The organism is Thauera sp. 27 (genome assembly GCF_000310125.2).
Lineage (GTDB): Bacteria > Pseudomonadota > Gammaproteobacteria > Burkholderiales > Rhodocyclaceae > Thauera > Thauera mechernichensis.
In genome coordinates this window covers 140,791-157,424 of the sequence record NZ_AMXB01000007.1, presented here as the reverse complement: position 1 = coordinate 157,424, position 16,634 = coordinate 140,791, and the positions used below count along the sequence as shown (strand labels likewise).

General features: G+C 64.9%; 16 protein-coding genes. 4 read left to right on the top strand and 12 right to left on the bottom strand.

Going from position 1 to position 16,634, the window contains the following annotated elements; all coding sequences use genetic code 11:
* Positions 1-114 precede the first annotated feature (114 nt).
* Positions 115-696, top strand: coding sequence for a DNA-3-methyladenine glycosylase I (locus B447_RS05680; RefSeq protein WP_002937529.1), 582 nt, complete (start codon positions 115-117; stop codon positions 694-696).
* Here B447_RS05680 and B447_RS05675 read toward each other — a convergent pair.
* The 9 genes from B447_RS05675 to amrB form a co-directional block, all read right to left on the bottom strand.
* Positions 689-2,023: a M48 family metalloprotease gene (locus B447_RS05675; protein WP_002937527.1), complete on the bottom strand. Its 1,335-nt coding sequence runs from the start codon at positions 2,021-2,023 to the stop codon at positions 689-691. The two genes, B447_RS05680 and B447_RS05675, sit on opposite strands and share 8 nt — an antisense overlap.
* Positions 2,024-2,082: 59 nt before the next feature.
* Entirely contained in the window at positions 2,083-3,048 is a 966-nt protein-coding gene (gene corA / locus B447_RS05670) for a magnesium/cobalt transporter CorA (RefSeq protein WP_002928935.1), read from the bottom strand.
* 21 nt (positions 3,049-3,069) lie between these two features.
* Positions 3,070-4,839 carry a putative bifunctional diguanylate cyclase/phosphodiesterase gene (locus tag B447_RS05665; protein ID WP_002937525.1) on the bottom strand — a complete coding sequence of 590 codons (1,770 nt, stop codon included), beginning with the start codon at positions 4,837-4,839 and terminating at the stop codon, positions 3,070-3,072.
* 152 nt (positions 4,840-4,991) lie between these two features.
* Positions 4,992-8,444, bottom strand: coding sequence for a transcription-repair coupling factor (gene mfd / locus B447_RS05660; RefSeq protein ID WP_198291750.1), 3,453 nt, complete (start codon positions 8,442-8,444; stop codon positions 4,992-4,994).
* Between the two features lie 110 nt (positions 8,445-8,554).
* Entirely contained in the window at positions 8,555-9,265 is a 711-nt protein-coding gene (locus B447_RS05655) for a putative metalloprotease CJM1_0395 family protein (protein WP_002937519.1), read from the bottom strand.
* 31 nt (positions 9,266-9,296) lie between these two features.
* The gene (locus B447_RS05650) at positions 9,297-9,953 is read right to left on the bottom strand and encodes a dienelactone hydrolase family protein (protein ID WP_002937515.1); all 657 of its coding nucleotides are present in this window, start codon (positions 9,951-9,953) and stop codon (positions 9,297-9,299) included.
* A gap of 81 nt (positions 9,954-10,034) precedes the next feature.
* Positions 10,035-11,156 carry an AmmeMemoRadiSam system radical SAM enzyme gene (amrS, locus tag B447_RS05645; protein ID WP_002937507.1) on the bottom strand — a complete coding sequence of 374 codons (1,122 nt, stop codon included), beginning with the start codon at positions 11,154-11,156 and terminating at the stop codon, positions 10,035-10,037.
* On the bottom strand, positions 11,153-11,719 hold the full coding sequence (gene amrA, locus B447_RS05640) for an AmmeMemoRadiSam system protein A (RefSeq protein WP_002937505.1): 567 nt from the start codon (positions 11,717-11,719) through the stop codon (positions 11,153-11,155). The genes amrS and amrA overlap by 4 nt, the downstream gene beginning before the upstream one ends.
* Positions 11,706-12,530: an AmmeMemoRadiSam system protein B gene (amrB, locus tag B447_RS05635; RefSeq protein ID WP_002928950.1), complete on the bottom strand. Its 825-nt coding sequence runs from the start codon at positions 12,528-12,530 to the stop codon at positions 11,706-11,708. The genes amrA and amrB overlap by 14 nt, the downstream gene beginning before the upstream one ends.
* Positions 12,531-12,615: 85 nt before the next feature.
* Here amrB and ispD point away from each other — a divergent pair, with 85 nt between their 5' ends.
* The 3 genes from ispD to thpR are packed head-to-tail and all read left to right on the top strand — an operon-like array spanning position 12,616 to position 14,383.
* Positions 12,616-13,335, top strand: a complete 720-nt coding sequence (ispD, locus tag B447_RS05630; RefSeq protein ID WP_002937502.1) for a 2-C-methyl-D-erythritol 4-phosphate cytidylyltransferase — start codon at positions 12,616-12,618, stop codon at positions 13,333-13,335.
* On the top strand, positions 13,332-13,823 hold the full coding sequence (ispF, locus tag B447_RS05625; RefSeq protein WP_002928960.1) for a 2-C-methyl-D-erythritol 2,4-cyclodiphosphate synthase: 492 nt from the start codon (positions 13,332-13,334) through the stop codon (positions 13,821-13,823). Before ispD ends, ispF begins: the two co-directional genes overlap by 4 nt.
* A 50-nt stretch (positions 13,824-13,873) precedes the next feature.
* On the top strand, positions 13,874-14,383 hold the full coding sequence (thpR, locus tag B447_RS22095) for an RNA 2',3'-cyclic phosphodiesterase (RefSeq protein WP_232431535.1): 510 nt from the start codon (positions 13,874-13,876) through the stop codon (positions 14,381-14,383).
* A gap of 214 nt (positions 14,384-14,597) precedes the next feature.
* Here thpR and B447_RS05615 read toward each other — a convergent pair whose 3' ends face one another.
* The 3 genes from B447_RS05615 to B447_RS05605 form a co-directional block, all read right to left on the bottom strand.
* Positions 14,598-15,038, bottom strand: a complete 441-nt coding sequence (locus B447_RS05615; protein WP_002928963.1) for a host attachment protein — start codon at positions 15,036-15,038, stop codon at positions 14,598-14,600.
* A 216-nt stretch (positions 15,039-15,254) separates the two neighbouring features.
* The gene (locus B447_RS05610; RefSeq protein ID WP_002928964.1) at positions 15,255-15,719 is read right to left on the bottom strand and encodes a flavodoxin family protein; all 465 of its coding nucleotides are present in this window, start codon (positions 15,717-15,719) and stop codon (positions 15,255-15,257) included.
* Positions 15,712-16,494 (bottom strand): zinc-dependent peptidase, encoded by a 783-nt coding sequence (locus B447_RS05605; RefSeq protein ID WP_002928965.1) that lies wholly within the window; start codon positions 16,492-16,494, stop codon positions 15,712-15,714. The genes B447_RS05610 and B447_RS05605 overlap by 8 nt, the downstream gene beginning before the upstream one ends.
* Positions 16,495-16,634: the final 140 nt, after the last annotated feature.

Below are 16,634 nucleotides of genomic sequence, written 5' to 3'. Positions count from 1 at the left end.
CCGCCCTCGTGAAAGTAGGTCATCGTCAGACTAACCCACAAAAACAAAGCCCTGCTCTCAAAAGAAAGCAGGGCTTTGGCGCGTCAACGCGTAGTTGAGCCACAGGAGACCCCTATGACCGAGCGCTGTGCCTGGTGTGGCAACGATCCCATGTACGTCGCCTATCATGACACTGAGTGGGGCGTCCCCAGCCACGACGACCGCCACCTGTTCGAGATGCTGGTACTCGAAGGGGCACAGGCGGGGTTGAGCTGGATCACCATCCTGCGCAAGCGGGAGCATTACCGCCACGTGTTTGCCGATTTTGACGCGGAGCGGGTTGCACGTTACACCGACAACGACGTGATGCGATTGCTTGCCGACCCGGGCATTGTGCGTAATCGGCTCAAGGTGGCGTCTGCGATTGCGAATGCGCGCGCCGTGCTCGATGCGCGCGAACGCTTCGGCTCACTCGATGCCCTGGTGTGGCAGTTCGTCGATGGGGTGCCGCGCAATGACGTGCGCCGATCATTGGCCGACGTGCCCGCCGAGACAGCCGCGTCGCGAGCGATGAGCCGCGAGCTCAAGCGCCTAGGCTTCCGCTTTGTGGGGCCGACGGTGTGCTATGCCTTCATGCAGGCGGTGGGGATGGTGAACGACCACGTCGAGGGTTGCTTTCGCCAGCGCGAGATCGCCGCCGGGGGCAGCATCACTTGACCACGCCCCAGGCCTTGAGCCGGCTGTAGGAGTACTGCGCTGCATTGCCTTGCTGACTCTGGCGAAGGTAGGCGAGGTGATGCTGAGCTGCAGCCTGGCGGTTGCCAATGCCCTCTAGCGCGATGCCCTTGAGGAAAGTGGTGCCTGCATCGCCAGGCAGCAGGCGGTCGAAACGGTCAAGGTGCTCGAAGGCGCTGCCTGGATCGCGTTGCTGCAGCGCGAGCACCCCGGAGAGTTTGTGCGCCTGGGCCTCTTGCGGGTAGATCTCGCGGGCGACGCTGGCGTAGGTGCCGGCTCTGCCCGTCTCGCCCTGCGCCTGCAGGCACTGAGCCATGCGCAGGTTGCTGGCGTAGTCGCGCGGGGTCTTGGCGATTGCCGATTCGAACTCGACTTGGGCCATCGTGTATTGCTTGGCTGCCATCGCGGTTTCGCCGTTCTTGCAGGCGTTGATGGTGGGGCGGATGCGGCGCAGGCTGGCGGTGCTGTCCATGAAGCGTTCGCGCCGGGCGTCCTGGCTGTTGCTGACGTGGTACTGGTTGTCGGCGGCGGCCTGTGCGGCCTGCATGCGCTCGTGGCTCATCGGGTGGGTTGAGAACATGGTACGCAGTAGCGAGGGTGCAGCCTTTTCCTCATCAACCAGCAACTGGTGCAGGCGGACCATTCCGGTGGCCGGGTAGCCGGCCTTGACGAGGTAGGCCTGGCCCAGCGCATCGGCTTCGCGTTCGTGTTCGCGCGAGTAGCTGGCGAGCAGGGCGCTGGCGCCGATCTGTCCCCCAATGGCCATCACCCCGCCCCAGTTGGAGTCCTGCGCCGCGACGTTGAGCCCGGCGAGCGCAGCTTGCGCGATCAGGCTCTGGCCCTGGCGTTGGGCGGCATGGCGGGCGTTGACGTGGCCAAGTTCGTGGCCCAGAAGTGCGGCGAGCTGGGCCTCGTCGTCGAGCTCGGCAAGGATGCCACGGGTGATGCCCATGGCGCCGCCGGGGAAAGTGTAGGCGTTGACGTAGTTGGCGTTGAGTACCCGGTAGGAATAGGGCATCAGCGGACGGTGGGTCAACCCTCCCATGCGCTTGCCGAGTTCGGCCACGTAGCGGTTGACCGTTTCGTCCTGGATGGCGCCGAGGTCCTGGGAGAACTGGTGCGGCGCGACCTGGGCGTCGGCCAGTTTTTCCTGGGCCTCACTCATGCCGACCAGGATGGTCTTGCCGGTGACCGGCGATGCTGCGCAACCGGACAGCGCGGCCGTGCCGGCACCAAGCAGCCAGAGCGCCTGGCGTCGGGTGATGCGGTTGCGTTCAAGACTGCGAGCGAGGGCGTCGAAGCGGCTCATGACGTTTCGTCTGTGGAGTGGGGCGGGATTGGGTGGTCTGGCGCAGGTCGGGTCGCCGTCTATAGCCAGCCCGCCTTGCGGAAGCGCCACCACAGGAAGCTTGCGGCGCTGGCGATGACGCCCAGGCCGAAGAGGTAGCCGTACTCCCAAGTCAGTTCGGGCATGTGATTGAAGTTCATGCCCCAGATGCCAGCAAAGGCGGTGGCGACGGCAAAGATGCCCGCCCATGCGGCGAGGCGCTTGCTGATCTCGGTCTGGTCGATGGTCACCATGGAGAGGTTCACCTGGATGGCAGTGCCGATGGTGTCGCGGATGCCGTCGAGCGAGGCGTTGATGCGGGCGAGATGGTCATAGACGTCGCGGAAATAGTGTCGGCTCTTGGCGCAGACCTCGGGGACGCGGCCGCTGTGCAGCTTGCCGGCAGCTTCCATCAACGGCAGAACAGCATGGCGAAGCAGCGTGACCTTGCGCTTCAGGCGGTACAGGCGGCGGATGTTGGAGCGCGCCGCGCCGCGGGTGAAGATGCGTTCTTCCAGCGCCTCGACCTCGGTCTCGAGTTTTTCGATGAGCGGGAAGTAGCCATCCACCACGGCGTCCATGAGCGCGTAGAGCACATAGCCCGGGCCCTTGGCGAGCATCTTCGGCTCGCGCTCGCAGCGTGCGCGTACGCCGAGGAAGTCTCGTTCGTGGTTGTTGCGCACCGACAGGATGTAGTTCGCGCCGACGAAGACGTGCACTTCGCCGACCTGGAGCTTGCCTTCGCGCTCTTCGACGAGGTGCATGACAGCGAAGAGCTCATCCTCGTACTCCTCAACCTTGGGGCGTTGGTGGCGGTGGTTGGCATCCTCGATGGCGAGCTCGTGCAGGTCGAACTCGTCCTTCATCACCGCCAGTTCGTTGGCTGAGGGGTCCTTGAGTGCGACCCAGACGAAGGTGTCGGGTTGCTGCAAGGTGTCGCGGATGGCCTCGACCGGAATATCGGCCAGCTTGCGGCCGTGCTGGTAGGCGGTGCAGTTGATGAGCATCGTGTTGAGGCTGGGCGCAGTTCAGGCTGTGGCGATGCACTCAGCTTGCGAGGCGTCGATCGCCTTGGGGCCGGTGTCGGGAAGGAAGTGACCAGGGTGGTTGATATCCTGCAGGATCAGCATTTCCGCCTGGGTCGCGGTGACCGGGCGCGAATACATGAAGCCTTGTACGTGGCTCGCGCCAAGCGCGCGCAGTAAGGCCTCCTGCTCGATGCGCTCGACCCCTTCGCAGATGACCTCGAGTTTGAGCTGTTTGGCAAGGCTCAGGATGGTCTCGACAAAACTGCGGTCAGTCGGCCGGGTGTCGATGTGCTCGATGAAGGAGCGGTCGATCTTCAGCGCATCGATCGGCAAGCGGTGCAGATAGGACAGGGACGAATAGCCGGTGCCGAAATCGTCGAGCAAGAGCTTCAAGCGGGAGCGTTTTAACGCTACGAAAAGCTCGATCGCCCGCTCGGCATCGTCCATCATCGCGCTCTCGGTGATCTCCAGCTTCAGATGGCGCGGGGCGAGACCGCTCTGACGCAGGCTCTGGCGGATGTCCTTGAGCAGGTTTGGATAGGCGATCTGGCGGGCGGCGAGGTTTACGCTGACGGTCAGTGCCGGTCGGCGAGGGTGGGTGTTTTGCCAGCGCTTCAGGTCGGTACAAGCCCGCTCCAGGATCCAGCGTCCGATCGGAACGATGAGGCCGCTTTCCTCGGCCAGCGGGATGAAGCGGGCGGGGGATATGAGGCCGCGTTCGGGGTGATTCCAGCGTGCCAGGGCCTCGAAGCCGACCAGCCGCCGGTCCCTGATCCGTACGAAAGGCTGGTAGTAAACCTCGATCTGGTTGCGTTCCAGGGCCCGCCGCAGATCGAGTTCGAGATCGAGCCGGTTGAATGCTTCCTCGTGCAGTTTGCGATCGAAGATGACATGAGCGCCGCCACCTTGAGTCTTTGCGCGCTTGAGGGCCATGCCCGCATCGCGCAGCATGGCATCGGCTTCGTCGTAGTCCGGTGTCGAGAGCGTCATGCCTGCCGACAGGCTCATAACGACCTCCTGCTCATGGAGCTCGAAGGGCAGGGTGCAATGTGCTTGCAGGCGCTTGATGACACGGATCGGCGAGGTTTCGTCACGGATATCCTCGAGCAGGATGCCGAACTCGTCGCCGCCGAGGCGCGCCACCATGTCGGTCGGTCGCGTCGAGCGGCGCAGCAAGTTGGCAAGCTCGACCAGCAGCAGATCGCCGATGCGGTTGCCGAGGCTGTGGTTGATGACGCTGAAGCGGTCGATGCCACAATGGATGACGGCAAATCGCAGCTCCGGATTGCGCCGTGCGCGCTGAATGGCGTGACCGATGCGGTCGACGAAGAGCCCGCGATTGGGCAGGCCGGTGAGGCCGTCGATCAAGACTTCCGGAAGTCCGCCCGCGTCGGTGCGCAGACGTACACCTGTTTCATGCGCGGAGACATAGTAGAGGTGATGCTCGCGGTCCAGATTGACGTTCCAGGCCAGCCCCACGTAGTGGCCGTCCGCGTGGCGGCATCGGCATGAGAACCTCAGGGTGCTCTTGTCTTCGCCGAGTTGTGCGAGGCGGTCGCGCACGCTGTTGCGATCGTCGTCGTGTATGAATGCGGCAAAGGGGCGCCAGCGCAGTGCTGCTTGGCCGACACCGAGGACATCTTGCCAGGCCTCGCTCATCATCTGGACGTTCCAGTCTTCATCCAGGACCATCAGCAAGGTGCCGGGCAACCTGAAGAAGGCGCTCTCTGTCGGGAAGGCTTGAGGTGGCTTGCGGTAAACCTTGATCATCGGGCGTGCCCAGATTCGTAGTGAGGCTGTAACGGCGGGATGTTAAGCGCTTCCTGTGGTGTTGGGCTAGTTGATGAGAGCGCGTAGAGGCGCAGCGATGACCGACACGCGCCGAGATGGCACTCGCCGCCGAGACGTCCGTGTCGGCCTCGCTATCCAGCCTTCACCGCATCGAGCAGGTCCTTCACGGCCTTCACCCTGTCCTTGAGATTGGGCAGGCTCACGCGGCGCACAAGCTTCTCGGGCCCGGCCATCTTGGTGCTGCGGTCCTTCTGGATCAGGAAGATGACCTTGACCGGGTCGATGGGGGCGTCCTTGGCGAACTGCACGCTGATCTGCGCGTCGGAGGCGTCGAGCTTGTTCACCCCGTAGTCTTTAACAAGCATGCGCAGGCGGTGGGTTTCGACGAGCGCTGCAGTTTGCGGCGGTACCTCGCCGAAACGGTCGATGAGTTCTTCCTGCAGCGCGCGCAGGTCTTCCTCCATCTCGCAGTTGGCCAGCCGCTTGTACAGCGTCAGGCGCTCCTGCACGTCGGGGCAGTAGTCAGTGGGCAGCAATGCGGGGGTGTGCAGGTTGATCTCGGACACGACCTCGAGCGGCTGCGACAGGTCGGGCTCCTTGCCAGCCTGGAGGTCCTTGACCGCGCGCTTGAGCATCTCGGTGTACAGGCTGAAGCCAACCTGCTGGATCTCGCCCGACTGATTTTCGCCCAGCACCTCGCCGGCGCCTCGGATCTCCAGGTCGTGCATGGCCAGGTAGAAGCCGGAGCCGAGATCCTCCATCATCGCAATCGCTTCCAGCCGCTTCTGTGCCTGCGCGGTGGGCTTTGCGCCGGGCATGGTCAGCAGGTAGGCGTAGGCCTGGTGGTGGCTGCGGCCGACACGGCCGCGCAACTGGTGCAGTTGCGCCAGTCCGAAGCGGTCGGCACGGTTGATGATGATGGTGTTGGCGGTGGGGATGTTGATACCGGTCTCGATGATGGTGGTGCACAGCAGCAGGTTGGCGCGCTGCTGGGTGAAGTCGCGCATCACGCGCTCGAGCTCGCGCTCTGGCAACTGGCCATGGCCGACGACGATGCGGGCCTCGGGCAGCAGCTCTTCGAGGTCGTTGCGCATGTTGTCGATGGTGTCGACCTCGTTGTGGAGGAAGTACACCTGGCCGCCGCGCTTGAACTCGCGCAGCACCGCCTCGCGGATCACGCCGCGGCTGAAAGGCTGGACGAAGGTCTTGATCGCCAGGCGCTTCTGCGGTGCGGTGGCGATCACCGAGAACTCGCGCAGGCCTTCCATCGCCAGGCCGAGCGTTCGCGGGATCGGCGTGGCGGTCAGCGTCAGGATGTCGACTTCGGAGCGTAGCTGTTTGAGAGACTCCTTCTGGCGCACACCGAAGCGGTGCTCCTCGTCGATGATCACCAGCCCCAGGCGCTTGAACACCACATCCTTCTGCAGCAGGCGATGCGTGCCGATGATGATGTCGACCTTGCCCTCCGACAGTTGCTGCAGGGCCTCGGCCTGCTCCTTGGCTGACTTGAAGCGCGACAGCTCGGCGATCCTGATCGGCCAGTCGGCGAAGCGGTCGGCGAAGGTCTGGTAATGCTGCTCGGCGAGCAGGGTGGTCGGACACAGCACCACCACCTGCTTGCCATCGGCCACGGCGATGAAGGCGGCCCGCAGCGCGACCTCGGTTTTGCCAAAGCCGACGTCGCCGCACACCAGGCGGTCCATCGGCCGGCCGGACTTCATGTCGCCGACCACAGCGTCGATCGCGGCCTGCTGGTCGGGCGTGGTCTCGAAGCCGAAGCCTTCGGCAAAGGCTTCCAGGTCGTGCTGCTTGAAGTCGAAGCGGTGGCCGGGACGTGCGGCGCGCTGGGCGTAGAGGGCCAGCAGCTCGGCCGCAGTATCGCGCACCTGCATCGCCGCCTTCTTCTTGGCCTTCTCCCACTGGCCCGAGCCGAGGCGGTGAAGGTCGACTGCCTCGGGGTCGGCACCCGCGTAACGGGTGATGACATGCAGCTGCGACACCGGCACGTAGAGCTTGTCGCCACCGTTGTACTCCAGGTGCAGAAACTCGGTGTCGCCCTCACCCAGGTTCATGTGGATGAGCCCAAGGTAGCGGCCGATGCCGTGGGACACATGCACCACCGGGTCGCCGATCTTGAGCTCCGACAGGTCGCGCAGCCAACCTTCCATGGTTGCGGCCTTGCGCGCATCACGACGGACTCGGCTGCGCGCGGTGGCGGCATAGAGTTCGGTCTCGGTGAGCACCGCCAGCTTCGCCGCGGGCAGCACGAAGCCGCGCGCGAGCGGCGCAACGCCCAGCGCGAGGCGGGCATCGGTATCGAGGAAGGCGCCAAAGTCAGCGCTGGCCTCCGGCTTGACGCCGTACTCGGCGAAAAATTCGGCCATGGTCTCGCGTCGGCCAGGCGAGTCCGACAGCAGCAGCACGCGGCCGTCGAAGCTGTCGAGGAAGGCCTTGAGCTTGTGCAACGGGTCGGTGGCCTTGCGCTCGACAGCGACCTCGGGCGGCGGCAGGGCCAGTGCGCCGGCGGTGTCGGCGCAGGCTTCGACACCAATCAAGAGCTTCGGAAGGTTCTTCAGTGCGATGAAGAAGGCTTCGTCGCTCAGGAAAAGTTGGTCGGGTGCCAGCACCGGACGAGTGCGGTCGCCCTTCAGAAGGTCGTAGCGCGAGCGCGTGTCCTTCCAGAACTCCGCGATCGCCGCCGGCACGTCGCGGTGCAGCAGCACCGGTGTGTCGGCAGGCAGGTAGTCGAGCAGGGTCGCGGTGTCGTCGAAAAACAGCGGCAGGTAGTACTCGATACCGGCAGGCGCAATGCCGTTGGAGACGTCCTTGTAGATCGACGCGCGCGTCGGGTCGCCCTCGAAGGTCTCGCGGAAGCGGCTGCGAAAGCGCGTGCGGCCCTTGTCGTCGAGAGGAAACTCGCGCGCCGGCAGCAAGCGGATCTCCTTGGTCGGATACACCGTGCGCTGGGTGTCCGGGTCGAAGGTCTTGATGCTCTCGACCTCGTCGTCGAAGAGGTCGATGCGAAAGGGCAGCGGCGAGCCCATCGGGAACAGGTCGACCAGCCCGCCACGCACCGAGAACTCGCCCGGGCTCACAACCTGAGTGACATGCGCATAGCCGGCGAGCGCCATCTGTGCCTTGAACTGCTCGACATCGAGCCTCTCGCCCTGCTTGAGGAAGAAGGTGTAGGCGGCCAGGTAGGCAGGTGGCGCCATGCGATACAGCACGGTCGAGGCTGGCACCAGCACGAGGTCGGTCTCTCCGCGGCTGATCGCGTACAGCGTCGAAAGGCGCTCGGAGATGAGATCCTGGTGCGGCGAGAAGTTGTCGTAGGGCAGGGTTTCCCAGTCGGGCAGCAGGTGCGCGCGCAGGCCAGGGGCGACCCAGGCGATCTCGTCCTGAAGGCGCTGGGCGTCGAGCGGGTTGGCGGTGATCACCACCAGCATGCGGCCGCGGCCGGCGAGCTGTGCGATGGCAAGCGCGTCGGCCGAGCCGGCCAGTGCACCGGTCTCCAGCCGCGTGCCGGGCTTGGGAAGCACGAGCGTGGAAAGCGGGCGGAGCAGGGCGTCGAGGGATGTGGGCATGATGTTGTTGTTCGGTTGCTGCTTGAGGCGATTGGGGCGAGACGGGGCCAGAAAACGCCGGCCATTGGCGCAGGCCGGCATTATCCCCGCAAAAATGCCTGTTGTTGTATTCAGGCCATCAGATCCAGTCCGGGCGGTCGTGCGGCCAGCCCCGACCCTGCCACGGTCTCGTAGGCCGAACGCGCCTGGCGCACGAGATAGGCGGACGGCGAGTCGGCCGCTGTTGCGGCTGCGGCGGCAGGCCTGCCGCCATCGACACCGTCGCCAGCCTCTTCAGGGGGGATTGCTTCGCGCTCGAAGACCTGGCGGGCAAGCTCCATACGCGCCTCCATGGCCATGCGGGTGGCCTGTGCCGCCACCTGTCGATCTTGTGGCGAGGGGTCGGCCGGGGCGAGTGCGGCGGCACGGATCTGCTCGGCCTTGGCAAGCGTTTCCTCGGGTGTCCGTCCGGGCGAGGTATCGATGCTGACCTCGCCGCCGACTGCATAACGCTGTCCGTCGGGGCCCGTCTGGTAGGTGTAGCTTGCGCCTCGTGTGACCAGGCCGGCGCCTGCGGCGACGTGGGCCATCTCGTGTGCCCTGACCTCGCGGTCGCGCTGCTGGAGTTGCTGGAGTAGGCGCTGTTCCTGATCGGTAAGCGCAGATTCATCACGTGCGTAAGCGCCGCGACCGCCCTCGAGCGCGGTCTGCGGGTCGTCTGGCGTCACCTCGGCTGCGGTCGAGCCCGCGGCTTGGCTTCGATCCTGGCGGGTGGTGGTGGGCGCCGGGTAAATGGCCTGAGTGGATGCCCAGGCGGCAACGCCGGCAGCGGGAATGGCCATGCTGCAGGAATGCCTTGATTGAAAACGCCTTCTATTCTAGTGCAGCACTTTCCGTGGTGCCCAGATGTTGCGCCAGCCAGGCGCAGGCCGCCCGTGCCTGCAGACGTTCGTCTTCGCGCTCGTCGGCACCATCCGGTAGAGCCAGCCAGTGGCGGGGGCCTTTGAGCAAGGCATAGGCTTTCTCGAGGATGGCGCTGTCCGGACTACGTGGGGTGACGATGAAGCGTACCGGGCAGCGCAGTGCGCGCAGAGGCTCGGCGCCAGCGAGATCGGGGCGGCCGTTGAGGAAGACCAGGGCGGTGAAGCGTTCTGGGTCGCGTACCACGGCACGCACGGCGGCGGCGCAGCCGGTGTCCTGTGCGACCAGGCCGAGCCTGAGTGCCCCGATCGGCGGCTGATGGGCGATCCATTCCACTGCGCTCTGGATGCGCTCGCTCAGGCGGGGAATGTTGTAGGCGGCGTCCGGGTCGCGGTGGACTTCCTGGCGTGTGAGCAGGTCAAGCGTGACGGTGGCGAAGCCATGGCGATGCAGCTCGCCTTCGAGAGCGGACTCCGGCCCGTCGAGCGCAGGGTGTCCGGTGGAGTGCAGACGCAGCACCAGCCCGCGCACGTTGGGTGCGTGACAGAGCAGTCCTTCGAGCCAGGCGCCCTGTGCGGGAATACTGATGAGTGTCTTGCGTAGCTTCACGTCGGTGCCATTGTGCAGGGTTCGGGCTGTGCTCGCGGTGGCGGGCTCGGCTAGGTGCTAGCGCGAGCACTGGCTCGGTGTTCAGGTCCGTTGAGTTCGATGCAGCGCCACTGGGATGCGACGTGCGCCGAAGGGCTTGCCGATGGCCGCTCCCACCGCGCCATATCGGCCGGCAAGCGCAGTGCCACAGCGGGGGCAGCATCCCGCGGTATCGAGCCGATAACTGCGGATCTCGTACCAGTCGCGCACGATCAGAGCTTCACCGCAGCCGGCACAGTAGCTGGTGTCGCCGTCGCTGTCATGGACGTTGCCGGTATAGACATGCTGCAGGCCGGTATCGCGTGCGATCCGGCGTGCCCGGCGCAGGGTGTCGAGTGGTGTTGCGGGCACGTCGGCCATCTTGAAGTCCGGGTGGAACGCGCTGAAGTGCAGCGGTACGTCAGCGCCCAGGGTGCTGCACACCCAGTGCGACAGCTTACGAATCTCGTCGTCGGTGTCGTTGCAACCGGGGATGAGCAGCGTGGTCAGCTCAAGCCATACCGTGGTCTCGCGCTTGAGCCAGGTGAGGGTGTCGAGAACCGGCTGAAGATGAGCACCACAGAGCTTGACGTAAAAGTCGTCGCTGAAGCCCTTGAGGTCGACATTGGCGGCATCCATGTGCGAGAAGAAGTCCTGCCGGGCACACTCGGAGATGTAGCCTGCCGTGACCGCGACCGTCTTCAGCCCGCGCGCGTGGCAGGCTTCGGCGACGTCGATGGCATACTCGGCGAATATGACCGGGTCGTTGTAGGTGAATGCAACGCTGTGGCAACCCCAGCGCTGTGCGGTGGCGGCGATCTCGTCCGCCGAGGCAGCGTCCATCAGGGTGTCGAGGTCGCGCGACTTGCTGATGTCCCAGTTCTGACAGAACTTGCAAGCAAGGTTGCAGCCCGCGGTGCCAAAGGACAGCACGCTGCTGCCTGGGAAGAAATGGTTGAGCGGCTTCTTCTCGATCGGGTCGATGCAAAAGCCGGAACTTCTGCCGTAAGTGGTGAGCAACATCTCGTCGCCCGCACGCATGCGCACGAAACAGGCGCCGCGCTGATCGGGGTGCAGCTTGCAGAGGCGCGGGCAGAGGTCACACTGGTAGCGGCCGTCGTCGAGACGGTGCCAGTAGCGCGCCGGGTAGTGCGCACCGATGCTTGCACCCGCATTCGCGTTCATGTGTGCGCTCCCGTAGCTTCGCTCCACTTCTGCACGCGGTAGCGCGCAGCCATCAGGCCCGGCACTGGCCGGTCGGTAGGCAGGCCGGCCTTGTGCTTGAGTGCGGCGAGGAAGGCCTCAGGGTTGGGCAGCTGCGTCCAGACCTGGGGCAGGAAGGTGGCCGACCTGCAGCCGGAGAACAGGATCAGCCCGTCCTCGTGCGGACGCAACTGCGCGAGCAGCGCGGTTTCATCGGCGAAGTCGATGAACTCGGGTTCGCTCAGCACCGACACTTCAATGCATACGGTGTCGAGTTCGTCACCAGTAAGCGGCTGAAAGCGCGGGTCCTGCGTTGCGGCTGCGATGGCGTTGGCGATGACGTCCTCGCCGAGCGGACGGGAGCGCCTGAGGCTGCCGATGCAGCCTCGCAGGTCGCCATTCTCGGTGAGCGTCACGAAGCTGGCGCCGCGTTCGTGCAGGCGTTCGTCTTCGGGCAGGGAGGGGCGCGGGCCGCGACCGAGATTGTGGGCGATCGCCGTGCGGGCGAGGCGGAGGAGAATGGGACCGAATTCAGTGTCGTGCATGGCTTGGGGGGTCCGCTTCGCAGAAGGCAACGCTGGCGTAGCCCACGACGCTGGCACGATCGCCGGCCGTGTCACCGGAGTTGCGCAGGTCGAGCAGGCGGGCATGAAGATGATGGTTCTGTGCCGCGAGCAGCAGGCCGTTGATGGGTGTGGCGCCGCAGGCCTGCTCGTGGTCGAGGCCGGGACGCAGCGCCAGGATCTCCTCGATCGCGGCACGGTCGGACCATTGAGCCTCGTGGTAGCTCAGGTAGTGAGACAGGTCGGAGCTGACCAGGAGCAGCGTCTCCGGTCCACCCCATAGATCCTCGAGCAGATTCGCCACGGCTTGCGGGCGCGCATCGCCGACCAGGATAGGCACGATCTCGAAGCGTTCGAGCAGACTTTGCAGGAAAGGCAGCTGCACTTCCAGGCAATGCTCCAGCGCATGGGGGCGATCATCGACGACGATGTCGTCGCGCGCTTGCAGGCGCAACCAGTCGGCCCGCGCAAGAGGGACCTCGCCGAGCGGGGTGGCGAATGCCTGCGCTGCGGGCAGCGCAAAGCCGCGCACCGCAACTCGGTGAGTAGGGCCGAGCATGACGACGCGGCGGATACGGTCGCGCATCGGGGTGAGCTGGGCGTAAGCGGTCGCGGCAATCGGGCCGGAGTAGATGTAGCCGGCGTGCGGCACGATGATGGCCTTGGGCCAGCGCGCGTGCTCCATTGCTACGGCGGTGGACATCAACTCGGCGAGCTGCGTCCGCAGCACGCGTTCATCGCGTGGGTAAAACTGCCCGGCCACCGCGGCCGGGCGGATCGAAGCGAGTGCCATGGACGTGAGCCCCGGGGATGCCTGCGGCACAGGCGAACAATTAAATTATAGGCCTTCGCCACAGCCGCTGCAGGGCGCAGCTAGAATGCGCGCCATGCAGAAATCCCGCTCCCGCCATTATGCGATCGTGCCTGCGGCCGGCACGGGTTCGCGCATGGGCGCCGCCCAGCCCAAGCAGTATCTGCCTCTGCTCGGGCGGCCACTCATCCACCACGCGTTGTCCGTACTGTGCGCTGCACCCGAGATCGACGCCGTGTTCGTCGTGCTGTCGGTCGATGACCGCGAATGGGCGCGCCACGATTGGTCCGGCCTCGGCCCCAAGCTCAAGCCGCTGTTCTGTGGCGGTGCGACACGCGCCGACAGCGTGCTGGGCGGCCTGCGCGCGATCGCGCATGAAGCGGAGCAAAGCGACTGGGTGCTGGTGCATGATGCGGCGCGCCCGTGCCTTGCACCTTGGCATGTTGACAAGCTGACTCGCGAGCTTGCGCACGACGAGGTCGGTGGCCTGCTTGCCGTACCGGTGGCCGACACGCTAAAGCGCGCTGATCAGCATCGCCATGTCGTCGAGACCGTGGCGCGCGATAGCCTGTGGCAGGCGCAGACGCCGCAGATGTTCCGTTACGTGATGCTCAGACGGGCGCTGGAGGGAGCGCGTAACGTCACCGACGAGGCGAGCGCGATCGAGGCCGCGGGCCTGCGCCCCCGGTTGGTGCAGGGCGATGCGACCAACCTCAAGGTGACCTATCCGCTCGATCTTCATCTGGCCGAGTGGATTCTTCAGAACAGGGAGGGTGTGCAGCAATGAGTTTTCCGTTCCGTATCGGCCAGGGCTTCGATGTCCATGCCCTCGTTCCTGGGCGCGCATTGATTGTCGGTGGAGTAGATATCCCCTTTGATCGTGGCCTGCTCGGGCACTCGGATGCCGACGTGTTGCTGCATGCGCTGACTGATGCGCTGCTCGGCGCGGCAGGCCTCGGCGACATCGGCCGCCTGTTCCCGGACACGGACCCGGCCCACGCCGGGGCTGACAGCCGGGTGCTTCTGCGCGAAGCCTTTGCGCGTGTTCGCAGCGCAGGTTGGGAGGTCGTGAATGTGGATGCCACGTTGATCTGCAAGGCGCCGCGAATCCTGCCCCATGCGCCGGAGATGGTTGCGAATATTGCCGCAGACCTCGAGATCGACCCAGCGGCAATCAACATCAAGGGCAAAACGACCGAGAAACTGGGCTTTACCGGTCGCGGCGAAGGTATTGCGGCCCAGGTCGTAGCCATGCTGGCGCGCGTCCAGCCCTGACTGCGATGTGCGGGGGTAAAGCGCCGCCGGACGATCACGAACACTTGCGCGTGTTCTTCGCGTTATGGCCCGACGCTGCGACGGCTAACCGTCTTCATGCGCTGGCGCGCGCCTTGCAGCTGCTCTGCGGTGGGCGTGTGATGCGTCGTGACACGCTCCACCTCACGCTCGCCTTTCTGGGGGAGGTCCCGACTGTTGCGCTCGAGTCTGTGCTGCGGCTCGGACGGCAGATCAGGGGTGAAGCCTTCGCCCTGACTGTGGATGTGGCCGGAAGCTGGCATGGCAACCGCGTCGTGTGGGCTGCGCCATCGACCCCACCGGGTGCCTTGCAGGCGCTGGCGGCACAACTTTGCACCGGTGTCCGTAATGCCGGCCTGGCGCTCGATGAGCGGGCCTTCAATCCTCATGTGACCTTGCTTCGCAAGGCACATGACGCACCACCAGCAGGCCCTGTGGCGCCCGTGCACTGGCAGGTGGCGAGTTTCGCCTTGATGGCTTCCGAGCGCACGGCACAGGGCGCTTCGTATCGGACTTTGGCGCGCTGGCGGCTGCACCAATGAGAACGGGACGCAGAGCGTCCCGTTCTCATTGAAGGTGGCATATCAGCCCTTCCAGTGTCCCATTAGGGAGACACATCTTTCGCTTGGGTTCCTGCTTTCGATACGGAAACTACGATTTTCTCACCAGGATCAAATGCGTCCTCCTTTGTCTGCAGGCCTTCGGCCCTCGACGAGTGACAGATCGGGTACGGCGAAAGCGTGAAAACACCCTCCTTCAGAGAAAGATCGCGGAACCAAGACGTTCGCTGAGTTCGTTCTGCGTGGTCTTGGTGTAGTCCTTTTCAAAACGGTCGGTGACCATTTGCGCCGTGGGTGCATCGATGACGCTGTTGAGCATGCCCATGAAGGCCGGCGGAGCGACCAGGATCGCCCGCTTGAAGGCGTTCTTGGCCCTTCCCTGGTACAACTCCTGAGCGATCTCCTGTGCAAAGACCTTGGCTTCGTGCTGCTTGGGCAGCGTCTGGGGTTGCATCGAACCGCCTCCCGAACCGTTCGCGGCCATGGCGCCCGAGCGGTCGGTGACGAGTTCGGCATTCTTCTGACGGCTTTCCGGGTGGATCAGTTCCTTCACCAGTGTCAGGCCCTTGTTGGGCCCCAAGTTGGCATAGAGTTTGGCGAGACTGGCGTTGGCAACAAGAATCCAGGTTATGGCCATGAGACACCCTCCGTTGCTACTAAAAAGGGCGTTGCCTCGAGCACCGGGCCGGGCCCGAAGGGCATACGCGCTTTCAGCTTAGGACACGAAATCGGGGTCTGCCAAATGGAGTTGTTACCGTTTGATGAACGCGGCTTTCACTTCGCGAAAACGTCACCCTTGCCCACTGGAATGGCGAACGTCATATCCGTGGCGGTGCGCCGTCAGGCGGCCGTTTCAGAACACGCCCATCGACAGGCCTGCGGCCATGGCTTCGCCGAGTTCCTCGGCGTCGGTGAGTGCCTGTGGTGTGATCGACTTGCGTACGATCAGCGCTTCGGCGACTTGCTTCCAGCCGTAGCCGTTGGCGATGCGCCCTATTTCGCGCACCGCGCCGGTGCCATCGTTGCCTGCGCTGACGAAGACGGCGTAGGGCAGACCGGTGAGCTTGCCTTCGCACGGGTAGTAGGTACGGTCGAAGAAATCCTTGAGTGCGCCGGACATGTAGCCGAAGTTCTCCGGGGTACCAAGCAACAGACCGTCGCAGCGGAGCAGATCTTCGGTGCCGGCGTCGAAGGCCCGCAACAGCATGGTATCGACCTCGGCGACCTGGCCTGCCCCGCGCAGCACGGCTTGCGCAAGCTGGCCGGTATTGCCGCTCTGGGTGTGATAGACGATCAGCAGGTGCTTGCGTTCAGTCATGCTGGCTTTGCCCAGTCGCGCGCTCGCCGGCCGCAGGGTCGAGCTGGTACAACTGCCTGAGCTGCTCATAGACCGCTGGGAAGCGCGTCTGCAACACACAAGGGGTTTCGAAGAAAGCCTCGGAAACCACGGCGAAGAACTCCCCCGGGCTGTCGGCACCATAGGGGTCGACGGCGCAAGGGCGACCAAGATCGACGTCTGCGCAGAAGTCTTCATAGGCCTTCGAGAAGGCGTCCGCCCAGACTGCGCGCGACATCCCGGGCCGCAGCTGGGGCAGGCCGTCAACGCCGCCGTTCTCCATGTCCAGCTTGTGGGCGAACTCGTGGATCACCACATTGATGCCGGCAGGCTGTTCGCCATGCTCGAACCAGGCGATCAGCACCGGCCCTCCTTCCCAGGCCTCGCCCAGGACCTCGTCGTCGTATTCGTGCAGGACGCCGGCATCGTCAAACTCACTGCGTGGGATGAGGATGTCGCCTGGATAAATGACGACACCCACCCAGTTGGCGTAGGCCTGAAGCCCGGTGTTGAGGATCGGCAGGCAGGCCTGCAGTGCGATCGCGAGCAAGGTATCGTCGTCCAGCTGCAGGCCATGGGCGCCGTGGAACTCCTTCGTCGCCAGAAAGTCGAGCGCGAGCGAGCGCAGGCGCTCGCGCTCTGCAGCGGGCAGGAAGGCGAGGAAGGGAAGGCGGGCCTCGACACGCGCCCACTGTGCGGGCTGGATGGCACGCTGTTTGTGTCGGAGTCCGAACAGGCTGCGGATGCGGTCGAGCATCGAAGTGTGTCTGCCGAGTGGGTCGGGCGCTTGTCGTGGTGCGCCGATGATGGCACAGCCGCGGCGCCGATTGAAAGGAAGGGGGCAGAGCGCTGCCGCTTCTGCATCTGCAGCCGGCCGATGTGGGATAATCCGACGCC

Excerpts from the sequence above, each read along its gene's own strand:
- ispD (WP_002937502.1), top strand. The coding sequence starts at position 12,616 with ATGCGCGCCATGCAGAAATCCCGCTCCCGCCATTATGCGATCGTGCCT.
- B447_RS05615 (WP_002928963.1), bottom strand. The coding sequence starts at position 15,038 with ATGGCCATAACCTGGATTCTTGTTGCCAACGCCAGTCTCGCCAAACTC.
- B447_RS05655 (WP_002937519.1), bottom strand. The coding sequence starts at position 9,265 with ATGGCCATTCCCGCTGCCGGCGTTGCCGCCTGGGCATCCACTCAGGCC.
- amrB (WP_002928950.1), bottom strand. The coding sequence starts at position 12,530 with ATGGCACTCGCTTCGATCCGCCCGGCCGCGGTGGCCGGGCAGTTTTAC.
- B447_RS05680 (WP_002937529.1), top strand. The coding sequence starts at position 115 with ATGACCGAGCGCTGTGCCTGGTGTGGCAACGATCCCATGTACGTCGCC.
- B447_RS05675 (WP_002937527.1), bottom strand. The coding sequence starts at position 2,023 with ATGAGCCGCTTCGACGCCCTCGCTCGCAGTCTTGAACGCAACCGCATC.
- corA (WP_002928935.1), bottom strand. The coding sequence starts at position 3,048 with ATGCTCATCAACTGCACCGCCTACCAGCACGGCCGCAAGCTGGCCGAT.
- B447_RS05665 (WP_002937525.1), bottom strand. The coding sequence starts at position 4,839 with ATGATCAAGGTTTACCGCAAGCCACCTCAAGCCTTCCCGACAGAGAGC.
- B447_RS05605 (WP_002928965.1), bottom strand. The coding sequence starts at position 16,494 with ATGCTCGACCGCATCCGCAGCCTGTTCGGACTCCGACACAAACAGCGT.
- amrS (WP_002937507.1), bottom strand. The coding sequence starts at position 11,156 with ATGAACGCGAATGCGGGTGCAAGCATCGGTGCGCACTACCCGGCGCGC.
- mfd (WP_198291750.1), bottom strand. The coding sequence starts at position 8,444 with ATGCCCACATCCCTCGACGCCCTGCTCCGCCCGCTTTCCACGCTCGTG.
- amrA (WP_002937505.1), bottom strand. The coding sequence starts at position 11,719 with ATGCACGACACTGAATTCGGTCCCATTCTCCTCCGCCTCGCCCGCACG.
- B447_RS05610 (WP_002928964.1), bottom strand. The coding sequence starts at position 15,719 with ATGACTGAACGCAAGCACCTGCTGATCGTCTATCACACCCAGAGCGGC.
- ispF (WP_002928960.1), top strand. The coding sequence starts at position 13,332 with ATGAGTTTTCCGTTCCGTATCGGCCAGGGCTTCGATGTCCATGCCCTC.